Source organism: Labrys sp. F242, assembly GCF_057813875.1.
Window position 1 is genome coordinate 303,898 of record NZ_JBVASG010000006.1, and the last position, 18,826, is coordinate 322,723.

The window sequence follows — 18,826 nt, forward strand, 5'->3', positions numbered from 1 at the left end:
CCTCGGGGTGGGGTGACTTCTTCGGAAAAAGACCTGTTTCTATGGTCACGATCCGTGTTTCTGCACCCCACCCCGGCCTTTCAGGCCGACCCTCCCCCTCCAGGGGAGGGTAAGGGATTGGGGCTTATACCGCCGATCCCCAATGTCGCCGTCAGCTCCTGGGCCGCCGCGGCGCCGGCGCGATTGGCGCCGATGGTCGAGGCCGAGGGACCGTAGCCAACGAGATGGATGCGTGGGTCCCGGGCGACCTGCGTCGCCAGGCGGCCGGTCATCACGATGCCGCCATCGTCCTCGCGGATCTGCAGCGGCGCCAGATGGTCGAGCGACGAGCGAAAGCCGGTGCACCACAGGATGACGTCGACCTTTTCCTCGCTGCCATCGGCCCAGCGCACGCCGTCCTGCGTGATCGCGCTGAACATCGGCCGGCGCGCCAGCACGCCCCGCTCGCGCGCGGCCCTCAGGGCCGGGGTGAGAGGCAGGCCGGTGACCGAGACGATGGAGCCGGGGATGAGGCCGCGCCGCACCCGGTCCTCGACGATGGCGACGGCCGCCCGTCCGTCCTCGGGCGTGAAGGGGCGCTCGCGGAATTGCGGCTCGCGTCGGGTCACCCAGATCGTCTCGGTCACGCGCGAGATCTCGTCGAGGATCTGCACGGCCGAGATGCCGCCGCCGACCACCAGGACGCGCTGGCCGGCGAAGGCTTCGGCGGTCTGGTAGTCGCGGGTGTGGAGTTGCCGCCCGCTGAAGCGATCCCGGCCGGGAGTGTCGGGAATATAGGGCGTCTCCCAGGTGCCGGTCGCGTTGATGAGGCCGCGGGCCGAAAAGGTCTCCCGGTCCGTCTCGACCCGGAAGCGGCCGCCGCGCTCGCAGACGACCTTGACCGTCACCGGACGATAGACGGGCAGCTCGAATTTGCGCTCATAGGCTTCGTAATAGCGCGGCACCGCTTGCGCCGCCGGCACCTCGGTGAGGCCGGGATCGATGATTTCGGCAAAGGCCATGCCGGGCAGGTCGTGCACGCGGTTGACGGTGCTCAGCGTCAAGGACGGCCAGCGATATTGCCAGGCCCCGCCCGGTGCGGGCGCCTTGTCGAGCACCAGAAAACCGCGCCCCGCCGGCAGGCCGAGCTCGTGCAGATGATAGGCGCTCGACAGCCCGGCCTGGCCGGCGCCGATCACGACGATGTCCACCTTGTAGGCGAGGTGGACGTCCCGCGCGGTTGCCGGATCGGCGGGGGGCGAAGCGGCATTCGCTCCCTCTTCATCATGCTCAGCCATGTTGCGAGAGTGGAGGCCGGGTTCCCGGAATTCAAGAGGGTGGAAACGGGCCCTGAACCATCGGCGAGATTGCATCCCGTTGCCCGAGTTCATATAAAGCAAGCTGACGCTTTGAATATAACCCGCAGAGGACCATGTCGACGCCTGAGCTGGAAAATTCGAGCCCGCAAGCGCGCTCGGGACCCGATCGCCTGTTGCTTCTCCTGAAGACAAGGGGACAGCAGACGGCGGCCGAGCTCGGCCAGGCGATCGGCACGACCGGCGAGAACGCCCGCCAGCAATTGATGAAGCTCGCCGCCGAAGGCCTGGTCGAGACCGAATCTGTCGCCAGGGGCGTCGGCCGGCCCTCCCAGTTCTGGCGCCTGACGGCGCAGGGACATGGCCGCTTCCCCGACACCCATGCCGAGCTGACGGTGAATTTGCTGCGCAATGTCCGCGACCTGCTCGGACCCGAGGCGCTCGAACGCCTGATCGCTGCGCGCGAGGACGAGATGCGCGCGGCCTACCGGGCCGAGCTTGGCCCGGTCGAGGGCCCCGAGGCCCGTATTGCCGCGCTCGCCGAGATTCGCACGCGCGAGGGCTATATGGCCGAGCAGCGCCCCGCCGAGGATGGCGCGGGCTGGATCCTCATCGAAAACCATTGTCCCATCTGCGCGGCTGCCACGGCCTGCCAGGGCTTCTGCCGCTCGGAACTCGCGATTTTCCGCGAAATGCTGGGGCCGCAATGCTCGGTGGAGCGAACCGAGCACATCGTCCATGGTGCCCGGCGCTGCGCCTATCGTATCCGACAGGAAGGATAGTGAGGCGTTGCGCCCACATTGTCTCGCGGTGTCGCGAGACGGGTGGTAGGTCTGCGATGGAAAGAGCGGCACGTTGCCATCCGCTGTTCAGGATGGCCGTAAAGACCGCTCGGCGGTAATGGGAAGGAAAGGCCGATGAGCGTCATGTCGGAACAAGAGGGGAGTGCGCTGGAAGCGTCGACCGTGCGGGCCGTGTCCTGGCAGCTGCTGCCGTTCCTGATGCTGGCCTATCTCCTGGCCTATCTCGACCGCGTCAATCTCGGCTTTGCCGCCTTGACCATGAATGACGAGCTGAAATTCTCGCCTTTGGTGTTCAGCTGGGGCGCCGGCATCTTCTTCATCGGCTATTTCCTCTTCGAAGTGCCCAGCAACGTCATCCTGCACAAGGTCGGCGCAAGCCGGTGGATCGCCCGCATCATGATCAGCTGGGGCATCATCTCCGCGCTGATGGCGTTGGTCGCAGGACCGGTGAGTTTTTACGTGTTGCGTTTCCTGCTCGGCGTGGCGGAGGCCGGCTTCTTTCCGGGCATCATCCTCTATCTGACCTATTGGTACCCGGCCAAATATCGCGCCCGCATTCTCGCGGCCTTCGCCGTCGCCGTGCCGGTATCGACCATGATCGGCGCACCGATTTCCGGCTATCTGCTCGGCATGGACGGCATCGGCGGCCTGAAAGGCTGGCAATGGCTCTTCATCCTCGAAGGTATTCCGGCGGCCCTTCTGGGCATCGTGACCTGGTTTTATCTCACCGACCGGCCAGCGGCCGCCGGCTGGCTCAGTCCAGAGCAGAAAAGGTGGCTCTCCGACCGCCTGGAACGGGAAGAGGCCGCCAAGCAGGCCGCCCATCATCTGGGCCTGCGCCAGGCCTTGGCCTCGCCCAAGGTTCTCGTGTTGAGCCTGGTCTATTTCGGCTTCGTCGGGGCGCTCTATGGCATGCAGTTTTGGCTGCCGCAGATCGTGAAGGCCTTCGGCCTCAGTAATATCCAGACCGGCTTCGTGACGGCGATCCCCTATGTGTTCGGCTCGGTTGCCATGATCCTGTGGGCGCAGCACTCGGACCGCGTCCGCGAACGGGTCTGGCATGTCGCTCTGCCACTCTTCCTGATCGCCTTGTCCCTGGCCGCGGCCAGCACGCTCACCGATCCCGTCCTGACCATGATCGCGCTGACGGTGGCGGCCATCGGCGTGTTCTGCACCTTCTCCCTGTTCTGGACCTTGCCGACAGCCTTTCTGAGCGGGGCATCGGCTGCGGCCGGCATCGCATTGATCAATTCGATCGGCAATCTCGCCGGCTTTGGCGGACCCTATCTGATCGGCTGGTTCAAGGACCAGACGGGAGGCACCGCCATGGGGCTGCTGGCGCTATCGCTCCTGCCGCTCGTCTCGGCCCTGCTGGTGCTGGGACTGGGCCATGATTCGAAAACGGAATTCGTGGCCGCCGAATGACGGGTACTGCGCGGCCGGCGGGAGGGTCATGGCCCGATCCCGCTTGCCACCGGTTTCAGTATCGGTGCGGAACGGGCATCGGGGCCCTCAAGGTGCCTTCTTGCCGCTGGCATCGAACTGCTTGAGAAAGGCGATGACATTGGCGATGTCGTCCGGCTTCGACAGGCCGACAAAGGCCATCTTGTTGCCGGGCACCTTCTGTTTTGGGTTCTTAAGATATTCTGAGAGAGTGTCCTCGGCCCAGGTCAGGCCGGCGCTCTTCATTGCCGGAGAATAGGTATAACTGTCAATGGATCCCGATTTGCGGCCGATTACTCCGTTCAACTCGGGGCCGACGGCGTTCTTGGCAGTTTCTCCAACCTGATGGCAGACTTTACACTTGATGAAGACTTTTTCACCGAGCGCCGCATCTTGCGCGAAGGCGGCACTCGATATCAGGATAGAGGCAAGAATTCCAACGGCGACCTGTCGCATTTTCTTTCCCTTTCGACCGTTCATCCAAGGTCATTGAAGATTAAGCTTAATTTCTGCTTATTTTATTCTTCATGTGTCGTGCTGCGTTGTGAATCAGTCTAGGCGCAACGTAAAGTGACTGGACAGCATGAAGAATGATGACCACACTGCTTGTCAAGAATAGATATTATCTGCACAGGGAGGATACGTGCTTGCGGGCGGGTGCAATCAGGTCGCTCCCGGTTCGGCAGCAGCGGTCTTTTCAGAAGCAATATGATGGGGATGGGCCCATGATGACCCGCTCCGGTTCCGGGTTATGGTAATGATGAAGCGGCGACAATTTTTCGCGCTTGCGGGTGCAGGGCTGGGCGCGAGTTTTCTAGGCGGCATCGGCACGGCCCAGGCGCAATTGCCGCCGCTGCGCCTCGGTGTCCTGTCCTTCGGCACCGTCGAATGGGAACTCGCCGCCATCCGAGCGCTCGGCCTGGACAAGGCCGCGGGTCTGGCGATCGATCCGCTCAAGCTTGCCTCAAACGATGCGTCGCGGATCGCTTTTCTGGGCGATGCCGTCGACAGCATCGTGTCGGATCTGCTCTGGGCGGCGCGCATGCGCGGCGAGGGGCGCGATATCGTCTTCCTGCCTTTCTCGGCATCGGAGGGCGCGGTGATGCGGGCGCCGAACTCGACGATTGCCACCGTGGCCGATCTTGCCGGCAAGCGCATCGGTGTGGCCGGCGGAGCGCTCGACAAGAGCTGGATCATGCTGCAGGCCTACGCGCAGCATCAGGCCAGTCTCGATCTTGCCAAGGCGGCCATGCCGGTGTTCGGGGCGCCCCCCTTGCTGAGCATGAAGCTGGAACAAGGGGAACTCGATGCTGCCCTGCTCTACTGGAACTTCTGCGCGCGGCTCGAGGCCAAGGGCTACAAGCGCCTGATCGGTGCCGACGAGGTCGCAAGATCCTTCGGCGTCGAGGGGCCGCTTTCCTTCGTCGGCTATGTCTTCAAGCGTGGCGATGCACAGGCCGATGAGAAGATCTCGGCCTTTGCCCGCATATCGCGGCAGGCCAAGCAGGCGCTGGCCAGCCAGGAGGCGCTATGGACACAGCTTCGACCCTTGATGCAGGCCGATGACGAGGCAACCTACGGTGTCCTGAAGCGGACTTTCATCGCCGGCATTCCCAGCCGTTCCGTCGAGGAGGAGCGCGCCGATGCCGCCAAGCTCTATGCCATGCTGGCCAAGCTCGGTGGCGAGAAACTGGTCGGCAAGACCGCCGCTCTTCCGGAGGGGCTCTATTGGACGGGGCGCTGACGGCATCGGGTCTGGGGCGTCTGGCGGGCGTTGTGGCCCGGCTGGTCTCGCTGCTCGCCTTGCTCGTGATCTGGGAGGTCGCTGCCAGGATGGCGAACGGGCCGCTGCTGCCCTCGCCGGGCGCGGTGTTCGCCTTCATCGTCGCTGAGACGCAGCGCGGAGACCTCATCGCCAATGTCGGCATCACGCTGTGGCGGGTAGCCGCCGCCTTTGGCGTGGCCATGCTGATCGGCAGTATCATCGGCGTCGCTCTCGGCCGCTGGCGCCGGGCCAATGCGGCTTTCGACGTCTGGCTGCTGGTGCTGCTCAACATGCCGGCCCTGGTGATCGCGGTGCTGTGCTACATCTGGCTCGGCTTGACGGAGGCCGCTGCGGTGACGGCGGTGGCCCTCAACAAGATCCCCAATGTCATCGTGGTGCTGCGCGAGGGGACGCGGGCGCTCGATCGTGATCTGGAGGAGATGAGCCGGGTCTATCGGTTCTCGGCCGTAACTTGGCTGCGCCATGTTCTGCTGCCGCAACTGGCGCCCTATGTCGCGGCCGCGGCGCGCTCCGGCCTGTCGCTGGTCTGGAAGATCGTGCTGTTGGTCGAATTGCTCGGCCGTTCCTCCGGCGTGGGCTACGCCATTTCGCTCTATTTCCAGCTTTCCGATGTCACGGCAGTGCTGGGCTATGCTCTTGCCTTCACCTGCGTCATGCTTGCCATCGAGTTCCTCCTGCTGCAGCCCCTGGAAAAGCATGCCCAACGCTGGCGTCCCGCCCTTGCTTGACGTGCATATCGCCAGCAAGGTCTACCGCGATGATCGCGGCAGGGCGGTGGAGGCCGTCAGGGATTTCGGCCTGTCGCTGGCATTCGGCGAGTTCGCCTGCCTGATCGGCCCCTCCGGCTGCGGCAAGACCACGGCCTTGAAGATCCTGCTCGGCCTTGACCGTAGCTTCGAGGGCAGGGTGGAGCCGGAAATCGAGACACTGACTGTTGGTGTGACCTTTCAGGAACCGCGCCTGCTGCCCTGGCGGACGGTGGAGCAGAACATCCGGATTGCCCTGCCGCCGGCGCAGCGCCGGCGTAGTCTCGACGACCTGTTCGGGCGGCTCGGCCTTTTGGAGTGGCGCAGCCATTATCCGCATACGCTGTCGCTCGGCCTGCAGCGCCGTGTTTCGTTGGCCCGGGCTCTGGCGCTGGAACCGCAATTGCTGGTGCTGGACGAGCCCTTCGTATCGCTCGACGACAAGGCCGCCGCCGACCTGCGAGCCGGCCTGCTGGCGGCAGTCGCCCATCATCGCATCACGGTCCTGATGGTCACCCATAATGTGCGCGAGGCGATCGGGCTCGCTGACCGGCTGCTGTTTCTGAGCCACCGCCCCACCCGCATCCTGCATGAGGTGGTGATCGGCGAGGCGCGCGAGGACCGCCATTCGGCCTGGATCGAGGAGCGGCATCGCGAATTTGCCCGCCGCTTCGGCCTGTGATGCCCTTATAATAAGGCGTGTCGTCCGCGGTCCCCAGCCGCGGCGCCTGATGTGGGAGACTATGAGGTGATGCGCCGGCTCGTCGTACAGGTCTTTTTGTTGGCAATTTACTTTGTGTTCGCGACGAGCGCGGCCCTCGCGCAAACGCCGCCGCCCTTGCCGGTGACCGAGGTGGCGGAGGGTGTCTTCGTCTTTGCCGCGCCGCATGAACTTGCCGCGCCGGGCAATAGCGATGCCATCGGCAATGCCGGCTTCGTCGTTGGCGGCGAAGCGGTCGCGGTCATCGATACCGGTGGTTCGAAGCAGGCGGGTGTTGCCTTGCTGGCGGCCATTCGTGCCCGCACCGATAAGCCCATCCGCTATGTCATCGATACCCACGTTCACCCTGACCATCTGCTCGGCAATGCCGCATTCCGTCTGCCCGGCGCGGTGATCGTCGGTCATGCCAATCTGCCGGAGGCTCTGGCAGCGCGCGCCGACACCTATCTTTCGGCGACCCGCAGGCTGATCGGTGAGACCGCCTTTGCCGGGACCGAGGCGATCCCTCCCACTTTGCTGGTGAAGGATCGTCTCGCGCTGGATCTCGGCGGGCGGCGCCTCCTGCTCGAGGCATGGCCGACCGCGCATACCAACACCGATCTCACCGTGATGGACGAGAAGACCGGCACTTGGTTTCTCGGGGACCTGCTTTTTTCGGGCCATGTACCGGCCCTCGACGGCAGTCTCAATGGCTGGCTTGCCGTGATCGGTACACTGCGATCGCGGCAGGCCGCGCGCGTCGTGCCGGGGCACGGGCCGGCGGCGATGGCCTGGCCGGGCGCGGCCGACGCCATGGTTCGCTACCTCGAGCGCTTGCGGGACGATTTGCGCACCATGATTGCTCAGGGCAAGCCCTTGCAGCAGGCCGTGAAGGAGGCGGCGCAGTCGGAACGCGGCAACTGGAAGTTGTTCGACGACTTCAATGTTCGGAATGCGACAAGCGCCTATCGCGAACTGGAATGGGAATAGGCGGCAACCTGCTGGGGCACCGTATAGTACCATCGTTATTTTGCGCTGCACGCAGAAGATGATGCGGTGCATCATAATAAGGTAAAAATAAATCTAGTGGTATGTCAGTCAAATCTTGCACGAACTGAACCCGTTGCATAAGGTAACGCATCTTCGACTTCCAACGGCACCGTGATGGGGATCGCAGTGTCGATTCGAAAGCCAGCGGCTTATGCCTATGGCTCCGAGGCGAAACCGCCGGCTGTGACACGCTGTCGAAGAGACGAGGTATCCCCAAGGCTAGAAGAACGACAATCAAGTTCGGCATGTGGTCCGGCGGGACGGCATGCGTGTGGCCACTCGGAGGAAGCCCAATGAAAATACTGATAGCGTGGCTGGGCGTGGTCTGCTCGCTGTTTTTTGGCGCGCAGGCCTACGCCAATGATGAAGTCCAGAAACTGACGCAGGACCCCAACCAGTGGGTACTGCAGACCGGCGATTATGCGAACACGCGATATTCGAAGCTCGACCAGATAACCTCGGAAAACGTCAAAAAGCTCCAGGTCTCCTGGACCTTCTCGACGGGCGTCCTGCGCGGCCATGAAGGGGCCCCGCTCGTGGTCGGCGACATCATGTATGTCCATACGCCTTTTCCCAACACGGTCTTCGCCCTCGATCTCAACAATGAAGGCAAGATCATCTGGCGTTACGATCCCAAACAGGATCCCAACGTCATTCCCGTGATGTGCTGTGACACCGTCAATCGCGGTCTGGCTTATGCCGACGGCAAGGTGTTCCTGCATCAGGCCGACACCACGGTGGTGGCGCTCGACGCCAAGACCGGCAAGGTGGTCTGGTCCGTCGTCAATGGCGACCCCAAGAAGGGCGAAACCAATACGGCGACCGTCATGCCCGTCAAGGACAAGCTCCTCGTCGGCATTTCCGGTGGTGAATTCGGCGTGCGTTGCCATCTCACCGCCTATGACCTGAAAACCGGCAAGCAAGCCTGGCGCGCCTATTCCATGGGCCCGGACGATGAAATGCTGGTCGACCCGGAAAAGACCACCGAGCTCGGCAAGCCGATCGGCAAGGATTCCAGCATCAAGACCTGGCAAGGCGACCAATGGAAAACCGGCGGTGGCTGCACCTGGGGCTGGTATTCCTATGATCCCAAGCTGAACCTGGTGTATTATGGTTCGGGCAATCCCTCGACCTGGAACCCCAAGCAGCGCCCCGGCGACAACAAGTGGTCGATGACCATCTTCGCCCGTGACGCCGACACCGGCATGGCCAAGTGGGTCTATCAGATGACGCCCCATGACGAATGGGACTATGACGGCGTCAACGAAGTTCCGCTGGTTGATCTCAAGATCGACGGCAAGGAGCGCAAGGCCCTGGTCCATCTGGACCGCAACGGCTTCGGCTACACCCTCGACCGCGAGACGGGCGAGCTGCTGGTCGCCGAAAAGTATGACCCGGTGGTGAACTGGGCCACCAAGGTCGACATGGACAAGAACAGCAAGACCTATGGTCGTCCGCTGGTCGTGGCCAAATATTCGACCGAACAGAATGGCGAAGACGTCAACACCAAGGGCGTATGCCCTGCCGCTCTCGGCTCCAAGGACCAGCAGCCGATGGCCTATTCCCCCAAGACCGGTCTCTTCTACGTGCCGACCAACCATGTCTGCATGGATTATGAGCCGTTCAAGGTGAGCTACACCCCGGGCCAGCCTTATGTCGGCGCCACTCTGTCGATGTATCCGGCCCCCAACAGCCATGGCGGCATGGGCAACTTCATCGCCTGGGACGCTGCCAAGGGCAAGATCGTGTGGTCGCTGCCCGAGCAGTTCTCGGTGTGGTCCGGACCGCTCGCAACCGCCGGTGGCGTCGTGTTCTACGGCACGCTGGAAGGCTATCTGAAGGCCATCGATGCCAAGACGGGCAAGGAACTCTACAAGTTCAAGACCCCCTCCGGCATCATCGGCAACGTGATGACCTACACCCACAAGGGCAAGCAATATGTCGCAGTGCTCTCGGGTGTCGGTGGCTGGGCCGGTATCGGCCTGGCGGCAGGCCTGACCGATCCGAATGCGGGTCTGGGCGCCGTTGGCGGCTATGCAGCCCTCAACAGCTACACGGCGCTCGGCGGACAGCTGACGGTGTTCGCACTGCCATGAGTGGATGAGGCCACCCAGAGCAAAGCGCGTTCAAGCGTGAACGCGTGTTTGCTCTGGCTCGCTGCTTCGAGGCGTCTTTGCGATTCTCGTCGATGTCGACAAATCGCAAAACACTCTAGTCGATCATCCAGTTGAGGCTGGAGGAAGCTTCGTCTTTCCTCCAGCCTCCTCGCCAGACAAAAGCAGAGCCTGCCTGTTTTCGGTGCCGTTCGGCCCGCGAAATGGTGGCCTGCGCCCTGAGTGGGAGACAGACGATTGCTTGTCCAAGCCAATCCAATCAAATTACAAACCGGGAACCGCCCCGCCGCCCCCCTTCAACGTAGCGCGCTCTTCGGCTTGACGGCGCTGGCGTTGAGCCTTTTTGCAGCGACGTCGGCCTTCGCCGATCCTGCCAAGCCGGCAAGCAGCGAGGATGGCAAATATAGCGATGCCGAGGGTGCACCAACCTATAACGTTACTGCAGATGGCAATGTGGATTGGTATACTTTCTCCGGTTACCGGCGCTATCATTCCGAATGCACGGTGTGCCACGGCCCGGACGGAGCGGGTTCGACCTATGCGCCGGCTCTCACCGATTCCCTGAAAAAAATGAACTATGAGCAGTTCACCACCGTCGTGGTGCAGGGCCGCAAGGATGTCAGCACGTCAAGCCAGAAGGTGATGCCCACTTTCGGCACGAACCGGAACGTGATGTGCTATCTTGATGACATCTATGTCTATCTGCGAGCGCGCAGCGACGGTGCACTCGCGCGCGTCCGTCCCGAAAAACACGACCCCAAGCCGCAGAGTGCCAAGGATGCCGAAACGGCCTGCATGGCGAATTGAGTTCAGCCAGCTTCTCGTGCCAGGACTTGCCCTGGCCGGGTTGGCGTTCGGCTTGAATCCTGCCAGCGCCCAGCAGGTGCCCGAACTCGTCGACAAAGCCAATCTGCGCGTATGCTCGGATCCGGCCAACATGCCGTTCTCGAACCGCCGCCAGGAAGGGTTCGAGAACCGCATCGCCGAGATCGTGGCCAGGGAGTTGCAGCGGCCGGTGCGGTATTACTGGCTGCAGCAGGGCATGGGCTTCGTGCGCAACACGTTAGGCACGGGTCTGTGCGACGTCGTCATCGGGGCAGCATCGGGCTCCGATCTGACGCAGCATACCAACCCCTATTACGCATCGACCTATGTCCTCGTGGTCAAGGCGGCCGGACCCCTTGCCGGTGTCACCAAGTTGGAGGATGCCGCCCTCAAAGGACGCAGATTTGGCATCATCGCCGGGACGCCGCCCGTCGATCACCTCCAGCGGCTTGGCCTGGTCGACAAGGCCAAGAGCTACGGGCTGACCCTGGATCAGCAGGATAATGCGGCGGGCAAGGAAGCGATCGACGATCTCGTCGCGGGGACGACTGATGGCGCCCTGCTGTGGGGGCCGATCGCCGGTTATTACGCCGGCAAGGCCAGCGTGCCGCTCAAGGTCATTCCCCTCGTGCAGGAGAGCGAGCGGCCCCTGCTGGCCTATCGCATCACCTTCGGCATCCGGGCGAACGAGACGCAGTGGAAGCACACGCTCAACGCCGCTATCCGCAAACGCCAAAAGGACATCGAACAGGTGCTTGACGACTATGGTGTGCCCAGGGTTTCCATCGAAAGCCTGCCGGCGGAGCGGCCCAATCTCGCCGCCGGGCAGATGCAGGAGTGATGTGATGACCCGAATGACAGTGCGCAGTGCCGTCATTCTGGTCCTCGCGTTTTTGGCGCAACCCGTGCATGCAGGCTCCCCTCCCGAGCCAAATGGCTACCGTCTCGATGACTACAAGGCGCCGACGCCGGCAACTCTTGCCGGCGCAACCGTGCTGGACACTGGGCGGGCCGAGGCGCTCTGGAAAACGCGAGAGGCCATCTTCGTCGATGTCCTGCCGCACCCGCCCAAGCCGGCGGAGCTCCCAGCCGGCACGGTTTGGCGGGACCCGCCGCATGAAACCATAGCGGGCGCGGTCTGGTTGCCGGAAGTTGGTCGCGGAGCCCTGGCGGCACCGACGGAAGAGTATTTCAAGCGCAGCCTCGCGGAGCTGAGCCAGGGGCGCCACGAGCAGGCGCTGGTATTCTTCTGCAAGAAGGATTGCTGGATGTCGTGGAACGCCGCCAAGCGGGCGCTGAGCTACGGCTATGGCCGCATCTATTGGTACGGCGATGGCGTTGACGGCTGGAAGGCCGCAGGCCTGGCCATGGAGGTGGCCAAGCCGAGGCCCTGATCGGTGATGCTGCAGGCCGGGGCGGAACCAGAAGACGTCCTTGGTCGTCTTGTTCATCAGGAAGGGAGAAGCATGATGTCTTCTATCCAGACTCTTGCCGGACCGGTGCCTTCGCGCCGGCAGGTCCTCGGCGGTGCATGCTTGGCCGCCATTCTTCTTCTTGCCGGTCCGGGCGTGGCTGAGGCGGGCGATACGCCGAGCGAAGCGACCTGGGATTCCATCCGTACGGACATTTTCGGCCAGCAGGGCATAGATGCCGAGCCGACTGTGACGCTCGGTGCGCCCGCCAGGGCCGAGGATGCGGCGCTCGTGCCGATCGAGGTGCATATCAACCTGCCACCCGGCGATGCCCGTACGGTCAAGGCAATCACGCTGGTGGTTGACGAGAACCCCTCGCCATTGGTGGCTGTCTTCAAGCTCGCAGAAGGCAGGCGGCAATTCGGCCTGTCGACGCGCATCCGCGTCAATTCCTATTCCTATGTCCGGGCGGTCAGCGAGACCAGCGACGGAAAGCTGCACATGACCAAGGTCTTCGTGAAGGCGGCGGGCGGCTGCTCTGCCCCGGCGGGGAAGGACCCGGCCGAGGCCAAGGCCAATCTGGGCAAGATGCGCTTCCGCGACTTTACGAGCACGGGCAGCCAGGAAGCCCAGGTCCAGATCCGCCATCCCAATTATTCCGGCATGCAGATGGACCAGGTGACGCGGCTCTACACACCAGCCTGGTTCGTGCAGACCCTTGCGGTTGCCCAGGGCAACAAGCCGGTCTTTTCCATGGAGGGCGGCATCTCGCTCAGCGAGGATCCCACTTTTCGCTTCAGCTATGAGAAGAATGGTCAGGCCGTCACCGTCGACGTCAAGGACACCGAAGGCAACGAGTTCAAGCGGGCCTTTCCGGCTGACGGGGGCAGCTGAAGCGAGGCGCTGGTAGGCAGACAGGAAGAAGAGGCAGTATGCCCATAGGCGCTGACTTTGCGGCGATTGGTGCTTATCTGGTGGGTCGATCTCCAGATCGACCATCTTGGAAGCGCGGTGCTTGCCGGCAGGAAGATGCCGATCTGGAGATCGGCACACCTCGTTTCAGGCGCCTCCACTCGCAAAGTCAGCGCCTATGGGCAGGATGCCTGCGATCCTACATCGAGTAGCTTTCCCTGCGACCTGGTCTTAGAAGAAGCGTCACCGAAACACGTGATGTGATCAAACAATGGCCGGCAACGTCGAGACGCAGGATCATCTTGAAATCGGTCTCGATGCGAACGAGGCCGTCGTCTTGTTCGAGCTTCTTTCGCGCTGGTGCGATCCGAAGACCGGCGCCACGCCGGCGGGCTCATGTTTTGAAAGCACCGCCGAATGCGTAGTCCTTCACAGGCTTCTGGGTAGCCTCGAGAAACAGCTCGTCGCTCCGTTCAAGCATGATCATGCCGAGACCCTCGCACGGGCCCGAAGCCATCTTCAGCATGATTGGGATTATCCGACGTTGAACGGCTGAACTCGCATACAGTTCTATTTGAAGCAGCGGATCTCGGCCTCGGCCTGGGTGCGCCTGAGATTGGCGACGACATCGTCGAACTGCTTGGTGCTGCGGAAGATGGCGGATTGCTGGCCGACGCCCTGCCGCATGGCCAGGATGGTTTCGGCCTTCTCATAGCCGTCATAGGGCAGGATGGAGGCGATCACGTCGATCGAGCAGGTGCAGCGCTCCATGGCCTCCCGGCTCTCGCCATTGGCGGCCATGCAGCCAATCACATAGTCGACCCGTGCGTTGGTCGGATAGTCGTTCTCGACCTCCGCGCCAAAAGCGGGAGCAGCTGCGGCTGCCAGCACAAGGAGTGCCAGAAGTGTGTCAGTCGGGCTTGGCCTCATAGGAAATCCCTTCGTCAAGCAGCGGGCTGTTCTTTCCCGGTGCCGAGACCTCGATACGGGCGATCTCGCCCGGCAGATCCCTCGCCACCAGGAATTCGTAGCGTAGCGTGTCCAATCCGTTGAGCCGGGCCTTGTTCGGATCGTCGCTGAAGGGCTGGATCGTGACGCGCCAGCCGGGGAGGGCGCGGCCCTCGAACGGAATTTCTGCGGGCTTGACCTCGGCCTTGTCGCGCAGGGCAACACGGATTGCCGTCTTGAAATAGCGCGGATTGGCCCGGTAGCTTTCGGCGAGCACGCCGATGTGATGCTCCAGGAAGAGGCTCAGCACCGGGTTGCCGCTCATGTTCTCGAAAGGCCCGGCGGCGCGCCGGTTGGCGCCGCTGAACAGCTGGACTTTCACCGTGCGGGTTTGCGGTGTCTCACCCTTGTCGAGGGTGAGGCGGATCGTGTCCTCGAAAGAGGCCCCATAAAGTTTGTCGTCGGCACTCTTGCGATGATAGGCGTAGGTCAGCACCTGGTTGGCACTGGTCTTGTCGAGCTGAGGTTCCTCGAACAGCAAGGTGGCGGCATCCGGTATCGCGGGGGCGGCATGGGCCATGCCGGCGAGGGCGAGGAAGATCAAGCCCACCAGGCATGGTCGCCTCGGGCTGCGATGGAAATAGCTGTTCATGCCGGTTGTCCCTCCGCGTGGCTCGGCGCAGCCGTCATGACGCGGTAGTCATAGGCCGGTGGCGAGGAAACGGCCGACTCGGATGCGGCCAGGGCCTGCATGCGGTCGTGCCAGGGCGATTTGTGGCAGGCTGGATCGGTTGCGCCGGCATCGCCGGTCAGCGCGAGGGCCTGGCAGCGGCAGCCGCCCCAGTCGCGCTCCCGCCGTTCGCAGCTGCGGCAGGGATCGGGCATCCAATCGGTGCCGCGATAGGCATTGAAGGCCGGCGAGGACTGCCAGGTTTCCGCCAGCGTGTGCTCGCGAACCGACCAGAACTCGAGATGGGGGATGGTTTCGGCGGCATGGCAGGGCAGGACCTTGCCGGAGGGCGTCACATTGAAGGTGCGCCGCGCCCAGCCGCCGCTGCATGGCTTGGGATAGGCAGAATAATAGTCGGGCACGACGAGGTCGATGACGATGCGACCCTTCAGCCGCTCGCGCGCCTCCTCCACCAAAGCGATCGAGGCGTCTGCCTGCGCGCGTGTCGGCATCAGGGCGGCACGATTGCGCTGGGCCCAGCCATAATATTGGGTGTGAGCGATTTCGACGCGCTTGGCCTGCATCTCGACGGCGAGATCAATGATGTCGCCGACCTCGCCAATATTGGCGCGGTGAACGACCGCATTTACCGTCAGCGGCAGATCTAGCGCCACCACGTGCCGGGCGAATTCCCGTTTCCTGGCGTGCGCACCGGCAAGGCCGCCAATGCGCTCGGCTGTCTCGGCCGCGGCCGCCTGGATGGAGAGCTGCACATGATCGAGGCCGGCCTCGGCCAGGGCGTCGAGCCGGCTATCCGCTGCCCCGACGCCGGCCGTGATCAGGTTGGTGTAGAGGCCGAGCTCGGCGCAATGGGCCGTCAGTTCCACGATGTCGGGCCGGGTGGTCGGCTCGCCGCCAGACAGGTGCACATGCAGCACGCCCAGCGCGGCTGCTTCGCCGAACACGCGCTTCCATGTCGCCGTGTCCAATTCCTGCGCGCGGTGATCGAGTTCGAGCGGGTTCGAGCAGTAGGGACAGCGCAGCGGGCAGCGATGCGTGAGTTCGGCCAACAGGCCGATGGGATTGGGAATGCGGGCGCCGCTCGTCATCGCTCGATCACCCGCTTGATGAGAAGGTCGTCGAGCATGGCGATGACGTCACCCTCGATCACCTCGCGCGCCTCGCCATAGCGCTCGGCGAGCAGATCGCAGATTTCGCCGACGTTGCGCTGCCCGTCCACCAGTTCCACTACGCTCGCCGCCACCGCATCGAGGCCGAAGGCGCGTTCGGGTGCCAGCAGCATGTGCTTGTCGCGGACCGTGTCGAAGCGAAGCCTGACGCCGCGCGGCAGGCGCGGCACGTCCTGGGGCGAGAGCGCACTCATGACGCCAGCTCCATGCCCGGAATCCAGGCGCCGGGCGGCGGTAGGCCGGGCGTCACATAGGCATGCTGCAGCGCATCGAGCTGCGCCCACAGCACATCGCATTTGAAGGCGAGGGCAGCCAGGACGGCTTGTTGCAGCTCGATGGTGGTGGCGTGCTGCTTGACGTAGTCGAGCGCGAAATCGGCATCGCGAGGCGCTTGCGACAGGCGCTTGTCGAAATAGGCGAGAGCCTGGGGCGAGATGAAGTCGTAACTGGCCAGCATGCCGGCGATGCGCTCGGAGATGATGGTGGGCGCGAACATCTCGGTCAGGGAGGAGGCGATTGCCTCCAGCAGCGAACGGTCGCGCACGAAATCGACATAGGCCTGCACGGCAAAGCGCGTCGCCGGCAGCAGGCCGCGGGTAGAGACCACATAGTCGCGCGGGAAGTCGAGGCTGTCGGTCAGTTTCAACCAGCGCTCCAGCCCGCCATCGCCGTCGGAGGTGCCGTCATGGTCGACGATGCGCTGGCGCCAGATCCGGCGCAGGGCCGCCTCCTGCATGCGGGCGAGGAGGGTGGCGTCCTTCACCGGGATCATGGCCTGGTAGAAGTAGCGGTTGAGGGCCCAGGCGCGCACCTGGTCCCGGCTGAGGCGCCCGCCATGCAGGGCGGCGTGGAAAGGATGGAGATTGTGATAGCGCCGATGGCCGATGTCGCGCAGCGCGGCTTCCAAGGCGGAGGGCGAAAGGAGCTTGGTCATAGGCGAAACACCATGCCGTCATGGGCGACCTGCCAGCCGGCTGTCTCGACCGCTCGCCGTTCGGGCGAGCCTTCCACCAGCACCGGGTTGGTATTGTTGAGATGGATGAAGACCCGCTGTCGCACCTGCAGGCCGGCGAGGGCAGCCATCGAACCATCGGGGCCGGCTATCGGCATATGGCCCATGCGTCGCCCCGTCTTGGTGCCCACGCCATGCCGGATCATCTCATCGTCCTCCCAGAGGGTGCCGTCGAACAACAACAGATCGGCATCGGCGATGGTTTCGCGCAGCCAGGGTGGCACGGCGGCGCAGCCCGGTATGTAGGCGATCCGCCTGGAGCCGCTCGCCAGGATCGCCCCGACCGTCGCTTCGCTTTCCTCACCCAGACGCATCGGCTCATCCTCGCGCCAGAGCGGCAATTTTCCCGGGACCGGCACCAACGTCACGGTCAGGCCCGGCACGGCTTCGAAGCCCTGGCCGGGTAGCACGGCCTGGCGCCGCACGACATCGCGCGCCAGCACGTCGAACACCCGGTTGTCGGCCAAGCTGTCCAGCGTTTCGGCCGTGCCGTAGAGCGTGAAGGCCTGGCGTTCGCGCAGCCCCAGCAGGCCGGCGACATGGTCGACATCGCCATTGGTCAACAGGACCGCTGCAATCGGCGAATGGCGCGGAAATTCCTTGGGCTGGAGCGCGGGCACCGCCAGGATCTGCTGGCGGATATCGGGCGAGGCATTCAGCAAGAGCCAGTCTGCCCCATTCGCCGAAACGGCGATGCTCGACTGGGTGCGGGGCCGGACCCGATTGTCGCCAGCCCAGGCCAGACGGCAAACCGGACAGCCGCAATTCCATTGCGGAACGCCACCTCCGGCTGCCGCCCCCAGAACGACGGCATGCAAGTCTGCTTGCATGGCTCCGGTTCCGTTACTGTCGCCGGTTCAGTTCAGAATTCCGGCGGCAGATCCTCGTCGGACATATAGCCCGTCACTTCCATTCCCACGCAAAACTCGATGATTTCAGGTTTGGTCCAGCGCATTCCAATTCCTCCGTTGCTTGGGTTGTGAGCTTTTTCATAAGGAATTTATAAGTATTAATCTTGGAGGTTGCCAAGATCACTACCAACAACACTATCCACGTCTTCCATCAATACCGCAAGTGAAAATAGGCGTGGGATTGCACGGGCCTCGTTTGAAGAGAGTAGGAGCGGGCAGCATTGTGATCGGCGCTCCCTGGGGCGCTGGCATCCAGCCGGTTTTTGGCCATGCCGCCTCCCGCACGGGAATGGATTCGATCTGTTGGAGACAGCGACATCATATCCAAATATGTGGTATCGGACTCGAATAATGTCCAAGCTACTTTGGTGTCGAAAACCTTAGGTGAGACATGCGCCATTTTGGGAGTGCTATTGCTGCTGCAATCATCTTGGCGATCTTGCCGAGCTACACGATGGCGGCTCCAATTTGCCAAGTATCGCAGGCCATACAACAACGCATTCTTTTTTCCATTTGTGGGGAATTGGGCTCCCATCCCGCTCGGGAGGGCAAGAGCTGTATTTTGCCGACCACCAGCCTCAATATCCAGGAGGCCGTCATTTTCACGGCATTCATCGAGCGATGCGGGAAGCGGGATTTTGCGGAACAAGCCTATCGCGGCATCGCCCGGGTATACGGCACATTCGCAACCATGGCTCGCTGCACCGGGGTCGATCTCGACATTGACGATATGATCGCCGCCGCCCGATCGAAGGAAGCAGCCAACAGCGCCGGACGGGCTTGCCCGCCCGCGCAGAGCGATGCGGCAAAAATGGCTCTGGCGGGTGTCGTCAAATTTTGGCAGGCCGAGACGGATTCGAACGCAATGGCTCTAATTGAGCGAGGTATTTATGGCGAGGCCGGCGTCGCCGTCGATGCAAAGGGCAATGTCACCGAAAAATAGATCCATGTCATCGCCCTCCGGGCTCGGCAGTCGCCTCCGGCGGAGCGGCTGCACGTCGCGCTCTTA

The 18,826-nt window shown here is 63.2% G+C and carries 20 protein-coding genes and 1 pseudogene; 13 read left to right on the forward strand and 8 right to left on the reverse strand.

Annotation, left to right across the window (positions count from 1 at the left end; translation table 11 throughout):
- Positions 1–80 precede the first annotated feature (80 nt).
- On the reverse strand, positions 81–1,277 hold the full coding sequence (locus ACZYTC_RS29700; protein ID WP_434960020.1) for an NAD(P)-binding domain-containing protein: 1,197 nt from the start codon (positions 1,275–1,277) through the stop codon (positions 81–83).
- A gap of 134 nt (positions 1,278–1,411) precedes the next feature.
- Between ACZYTC_RS29700 and ACZYTC_RS29705 the strand changes: the two genes are divergently transcribed.
- A complete protein-coding gene (locus ACZYTC_RS29705) occupies positions 1,412–2,077 on the forward strand; it encodes a helix-turn-helix transcriptional regulator (RefSeq protein WP_434960021.1) in 666 nt (221 codons plus the stop codon).
- Positions 2,078–2,212: 135 nt separating this feature from the next.
- Positions 2,213–3,523 carry an MFS transporter gene (locus tag ACZYTC_RS29710; RefSeq protein WP_488991237.1) on the forward strand — a complete coding sequence of 437 codons (1,311 nt, stop codon included), beginning with the start codon at positions 2,213–2,215 and terminating at the stop codon, positions 3,521–3,523.
- 87 nt (positions 3,524–3,610) lie between these two features.
- Here ACZYTC_RS29710 and ACZYTC_RS29715 read toward each other — a convergent pair whose 3' ends face one another.
- The gene (locus ACZYTC_RS29715) at positions 3,611–3,997 is read right to left on the reverse strand and encodes a c-type cytochrome (RefSeq protein WP_434960023.1); all 387 of its coding nucleotides are present in this window, start codon (positions 3,995–3,997) and stop codon (positions 3,611–3,613) included.
- Between the two features lie 301 nt (positions 3,998–4,298).
- Between ACZYTC_RS29715 and ACZYTC_RS29720 the strand changes: the two genes are divergently transcribed.
- The 10 genes from ACZYTC_RS29720 (at position 4,299) to ACZYTC_RS29765 (ending at position 13,642) form a co-directional block, all read left to right on the forward strand.
- Positions 4,299–5,285 (forward strand): ABC transporter substrate-binding protein, encoded by a 987-nt coding sequence (locus tag ACZYTC_RS29720; RefSeq protein WP_488991238.1) that lies wholly within the window; start codon positions 4,299–4,301, stop codon positions 5,283–5,285.
- A gap of 89 nt (positions 5,286–5,374) precedes the next feature.
- The gene (locus ACZYTC_RS29725) at positions 5,375–6,055 is read left to right on the forward strand and encodes an ABC transporter permease (protein WP_434961312.1); all 681 of its coding nucleotides are present in this window, start codon (positions 5,375–5,377) and stop codon (positions 6,053–6,055) included.
- Entirely contained in the window at positions 6,024–6,755 is a 732-nt protein-coding gene (locus tag ACZYTC_RS29730) for an ABC transporter ATP-binding protein (RefSeq protein WP_488991239.1), read from the forward strand. Before ACZYTC_RS29725 ends, ACZYTC_RS29730 begins: the two co-directional genes overlap by 32 nt.
- Positions 6,756–6,824: 69 nt before the next feature.
- Positions 6,825–7,763, forward strand: coding sequence for a quinoprotein relay system zinc metallohydrolase 2 (locus ACZYTC_RS29735; RefSeq protein WP_488991240.1), 939 nt, complete (start codon positions 6,825–6,827; stop codon positions 7,761–7,763).
- Between the two features lie 353 nt (positions 7,764–8,116).
- Positions 8,117–9,919 (forward strand): lanthanide-dependent methanol dehydrogenase XoxF5, encoded by a 1,803-nt coding sequence (gene xoxF5, locus ACZYTC_RS29740; RefSeq protein ID WP_441771642.1) that lies wholly within the window; start codon positions 8,117–8,119, stop codon positions 9,917–9,919.
- A gap of 336 nt (positions 9,920–10,255) precedes the next feature.
- Positions 10,256–10,744: a c-type cytochrome, methanol metabolism-related gene (locus ACZYTC_RS29745; RefSeq protein WP_434961313.1), complete on the forward strand. Its 489-nt coding sequence runs from the start codon at positions 10,256–10,258 to the stop codon at positions 10,742–10,744.
- Between the two features lie 52 nt (positions 10,745–10,796).
- On the forward strand, positions 10,797–11,603 hold the full coding sequence (locus ACZYTC_RS29750; RefSeq protein WP_441771643.1) for a substrate-binding domain-containing protein: 807 nt from the start codon (positions 10,797–10,799) through the stop codon (positions 11,601–11,603).
- A gap of 4 nt (positions 11,604–11,607) precedes the next feature.
- The gene (locus ACZYTC_RS29755) at positions 11,608–12,156 is read left to right on the forward strand and encodes a PQQ-dependent catabolism-associated CXXCW motif protein (protein ID WP_488991241.1); all 549 of its coding nucleotides are present in this window, start codon (positions 11,608–11,610) and stop codon (positions 12,154–12,156) included.
- 72 nt (positions 12,157–12,228) lie between these two features.
- A complete protein-coding gene (locus ACZYTC_RS29760) occupies positions 12,229–13,068 on the forward strand; it encodes a quinoprotein dehydrogenase-associated SoxYZ-like carrier (protein WP_488991242.1) in 840 nt (279 codons plus the stop codon).
- A gap of 289 nt (positions 13,069–13,357) precedes the next feature.
- A complete protein-coding gene (locus ACZYTC_RS29765; RefSeq protein WP_434960031.1) occupies positions 13,358–13,642 on the forward strand; it encodes a hypothetical protein in 285 nt (94 codons plus the stop codon).
- 14 nt (positions 13,643–13,656) lie between these two features.
- Here ACZYTC_RS29765 and ACZYTC_RS29770 read toward each other — a convergent pair whose 3' ends face one another.
- The 6 genes and pseudogenes from ACZYTC_RS29770 to pqqA form a co-directional block, all read right to left on the reverse strand.
- Positions 13,657–14,016 (reverse strand): hypothetical protein, encoded by a 360-nt coding sequence (locus ACZYTC_RS29770; protein ID WP_488991243.1) that lies wholly within the window; start codon positions 14,014–14,016, stop codon positions 13,657–13,659.
- On the reverse strand, positions 13,997–14,686 hold the full coding sequence (locus ACZYTC_RS29775) for a hypothetical protein (protein ID WP_434960033.1): 690 nt from the start codon (positions 14,684–14,686) through the stop codon (positions 13,997–13,999). The genes ACZYTC_RS29770 and ACZYTC_RS29775 overlap by 20 nt, the downstream gene beginning before the upstream one ends.
- Complete coding sequence (gene pqqE, locus ACZYTC_RS29780; RefSeq protein ID WP_454817049.1) at positions 14,683–15,813, reverse strand: pyrroloquinoline quinone biosynthesis protein PqqE; 1,131 nt, start codon at positions 15,811–15,813, stop codon at positions 14,683–14,685. Before pqqE ends, ACZYTC_RS29775 begins: the two co-directional genes overlap by 4 nt.
- A pseudogene (pqqC, locus tag ACZYTC_RS29785) lies at positions 15,810–16,828 on the reverse strand (pyrroloquinoline-quinone synthase PqqC). The gene pqqE and the pseudogene pqqC overlap by 4 nt, the downstream one beginning before the upstream one ends.
- Positions 16,825–17,724 (reverse strand): pyrroloquinoline quinone biosynthesis protein PqqB, encoded by a 900-nt coding sequence (gene pqqB / locus ACZYTC_RS29790; RefSeq protein ID WP_441771701.1) that lies wholly within the window; start codon positions 17,722–17,724, stop codon positions 16,825–16,827. The pseudogene pqqC and the gene pqqB overlap by 4 nt, the downstream one beginning before the upstream one ends.
- Before the next feature lie 44 nt (positions 17,725–17,768).
- The gene (gene pqqA / locus ACZYTC_RS29795; RefSeq protein WP_068288997.1) at positions 17,769–17,861 is read right to left on the reverse strand and encodes a pyrroloquinoline quinone precursor peptide PqqA; all 93 of its coding nucleotides are present in this window, start codon (positions 17,859–17,861) and stop codon (positions 17,769–17,771) included.
- 347 nt (positions 17,862–18,208) lie between these two features.
- On the opposite strand from pqqA, the gene ACZYTC_RS29800 reads away from it, so the two are divergent.
- Positions 18,209–18,760 (forward strand): hypothetical protein, encoded by a 552-nt coding sequence (locus tag ACZYTC_RS29800; protein WP_434960035.1) that lies wholly within the window; start codon positions 18,209–18,211, stop codon positions 18,758–18,760.
- The last annotated feature ends 66 nt before the right edge of the window (positions 18,761–18,826 follow it).

Excerpts from the sequence above, each read along its gene's own strand:
- ACZYTC_RS29705 (WP_434960021.1), top strand. The coding sequence starts at position 1,412 with ATGTCGACGCCTGAGCTGGAAAATTCGAGCCCGCAAGCGCGCTCGGGA.
- ACZYTC_RS29755 (WP_488991241.1), top strand. The coding sequence starts at position 11,608 with ATGACCCGAATGACAGTGCGCAGTGCCGTCATTCTGGTCCTCGCGTTT.
- xoxF5 (WP_441771642.1), top strand. The coding sequence starts at position 8,117 with ATGAAAATACTGATAGCGTGGCTGGGCGTGGTCTGCTCGCTGTTTTTT.
- ACZYTC_RS29765 (WP_434960031.1), top strand. The coding sequence starts at position 13,358 with ATGGCCGGCAACGTCGAGACGCAGGATCATCTTGAAATCGGTCTCGAT.
- ACZYTC_RS29720 (WP_488991238.1), top strand. The coding sequence starts at position 4,299 with ATGATGAAGCGGCGACAATTTTTCGCGCTTGCGGGTGCAGGGCTGGGC.
- ACZYTC_RS29725 (WP_434961312.1), top strand. The coding sequence starts at position 5,375 with ATGGCGAACGGGCCGCTGCTGCCCTCGCCGGGCGCGGTGTTCGCCTTC.
- pqqA (WP_068288997.1), bottom strand. The coding sequence starts at position 17,861 with ATGCGCTGGACCAAACCTGAAATCATCGAGTTTTGCGTGGGAATGGAA.
- ACZYTC_RS29715 (WP_434960023.1), bottom strand. The coding sequence starts at position 3,997 with ATGCGACAGGTCGCCGTTGGAATTCTTGCCTCTATCCTGATATCGAGT.
- ACZYTC_RS29730 (WP_488991239.1), top strand. The coding sequence starts at position 6,024 with ATGCCCAACGCTGGCGTCCCGCCCTTGCTTGACGTGCATATCGCCAGC.
- ACZYTC_RS29710 (WP_488991237.1), top strand. The coding sequence starts at position 2,213 with ATGAGCGTCATGTCGGAACAAGAGGGGAGTGCGCTGGAAGCGTCGACC.
- pqqE (WP_454817049.1), bottom strand. The coding sequence starts at position 15,813 with ATGACGAGCGGCGCCCGCATTCCCAATCCCATCGGCCTGTTGGCCGAA.
- ACZYTC_RS29700 (WP_434960020.1), bottom strand. The coding sequence starts at position 1,277 with ATGGCTGAGCATGATGAAGAGGGAGCGAATGCCGCTTCGCCCCCCGCC.
- ACZYTC_RS29760 (WP_488991242.1), top strand. The coding sequence starts at position 12,229 with ATGATGTCTTCTATCCAGACTCTTGCCGGACCGGTGCCTTCGCGCCGG.
- ACZYTC_RS29775 (WP_434960033.1), bottom strand. The coding sequence starts at position 14,686 with ATGAACAGCTATTTCCATCGCAGCCCGAGGCGACCATGCCTGGTGGGC.
- ACZYTC_RS29735 (WP_488991240.1), top strand. The coding sequence starts at position 6,825 with ATGCGCCGGCTCGTCGTACAGGTCTTTTTGTTGGCAATTTACTTTGTG.
- ACZYTC_RS29770 (WP_488991243.1), bottom strand. The coding sequence starts at position 14,016 with ATGAGGCCAAGCCCGACTGACACACTTCTGGCACTCCTTGTGCTGGCA.
- ACZYTC_RS29800 (WP_434960035.1), top strand. The coding sequence starts at position 18,209 with ATGCGCCATTTTGGGAGTGCTATTGCTGCTGCAATCATCTTGGCGATC.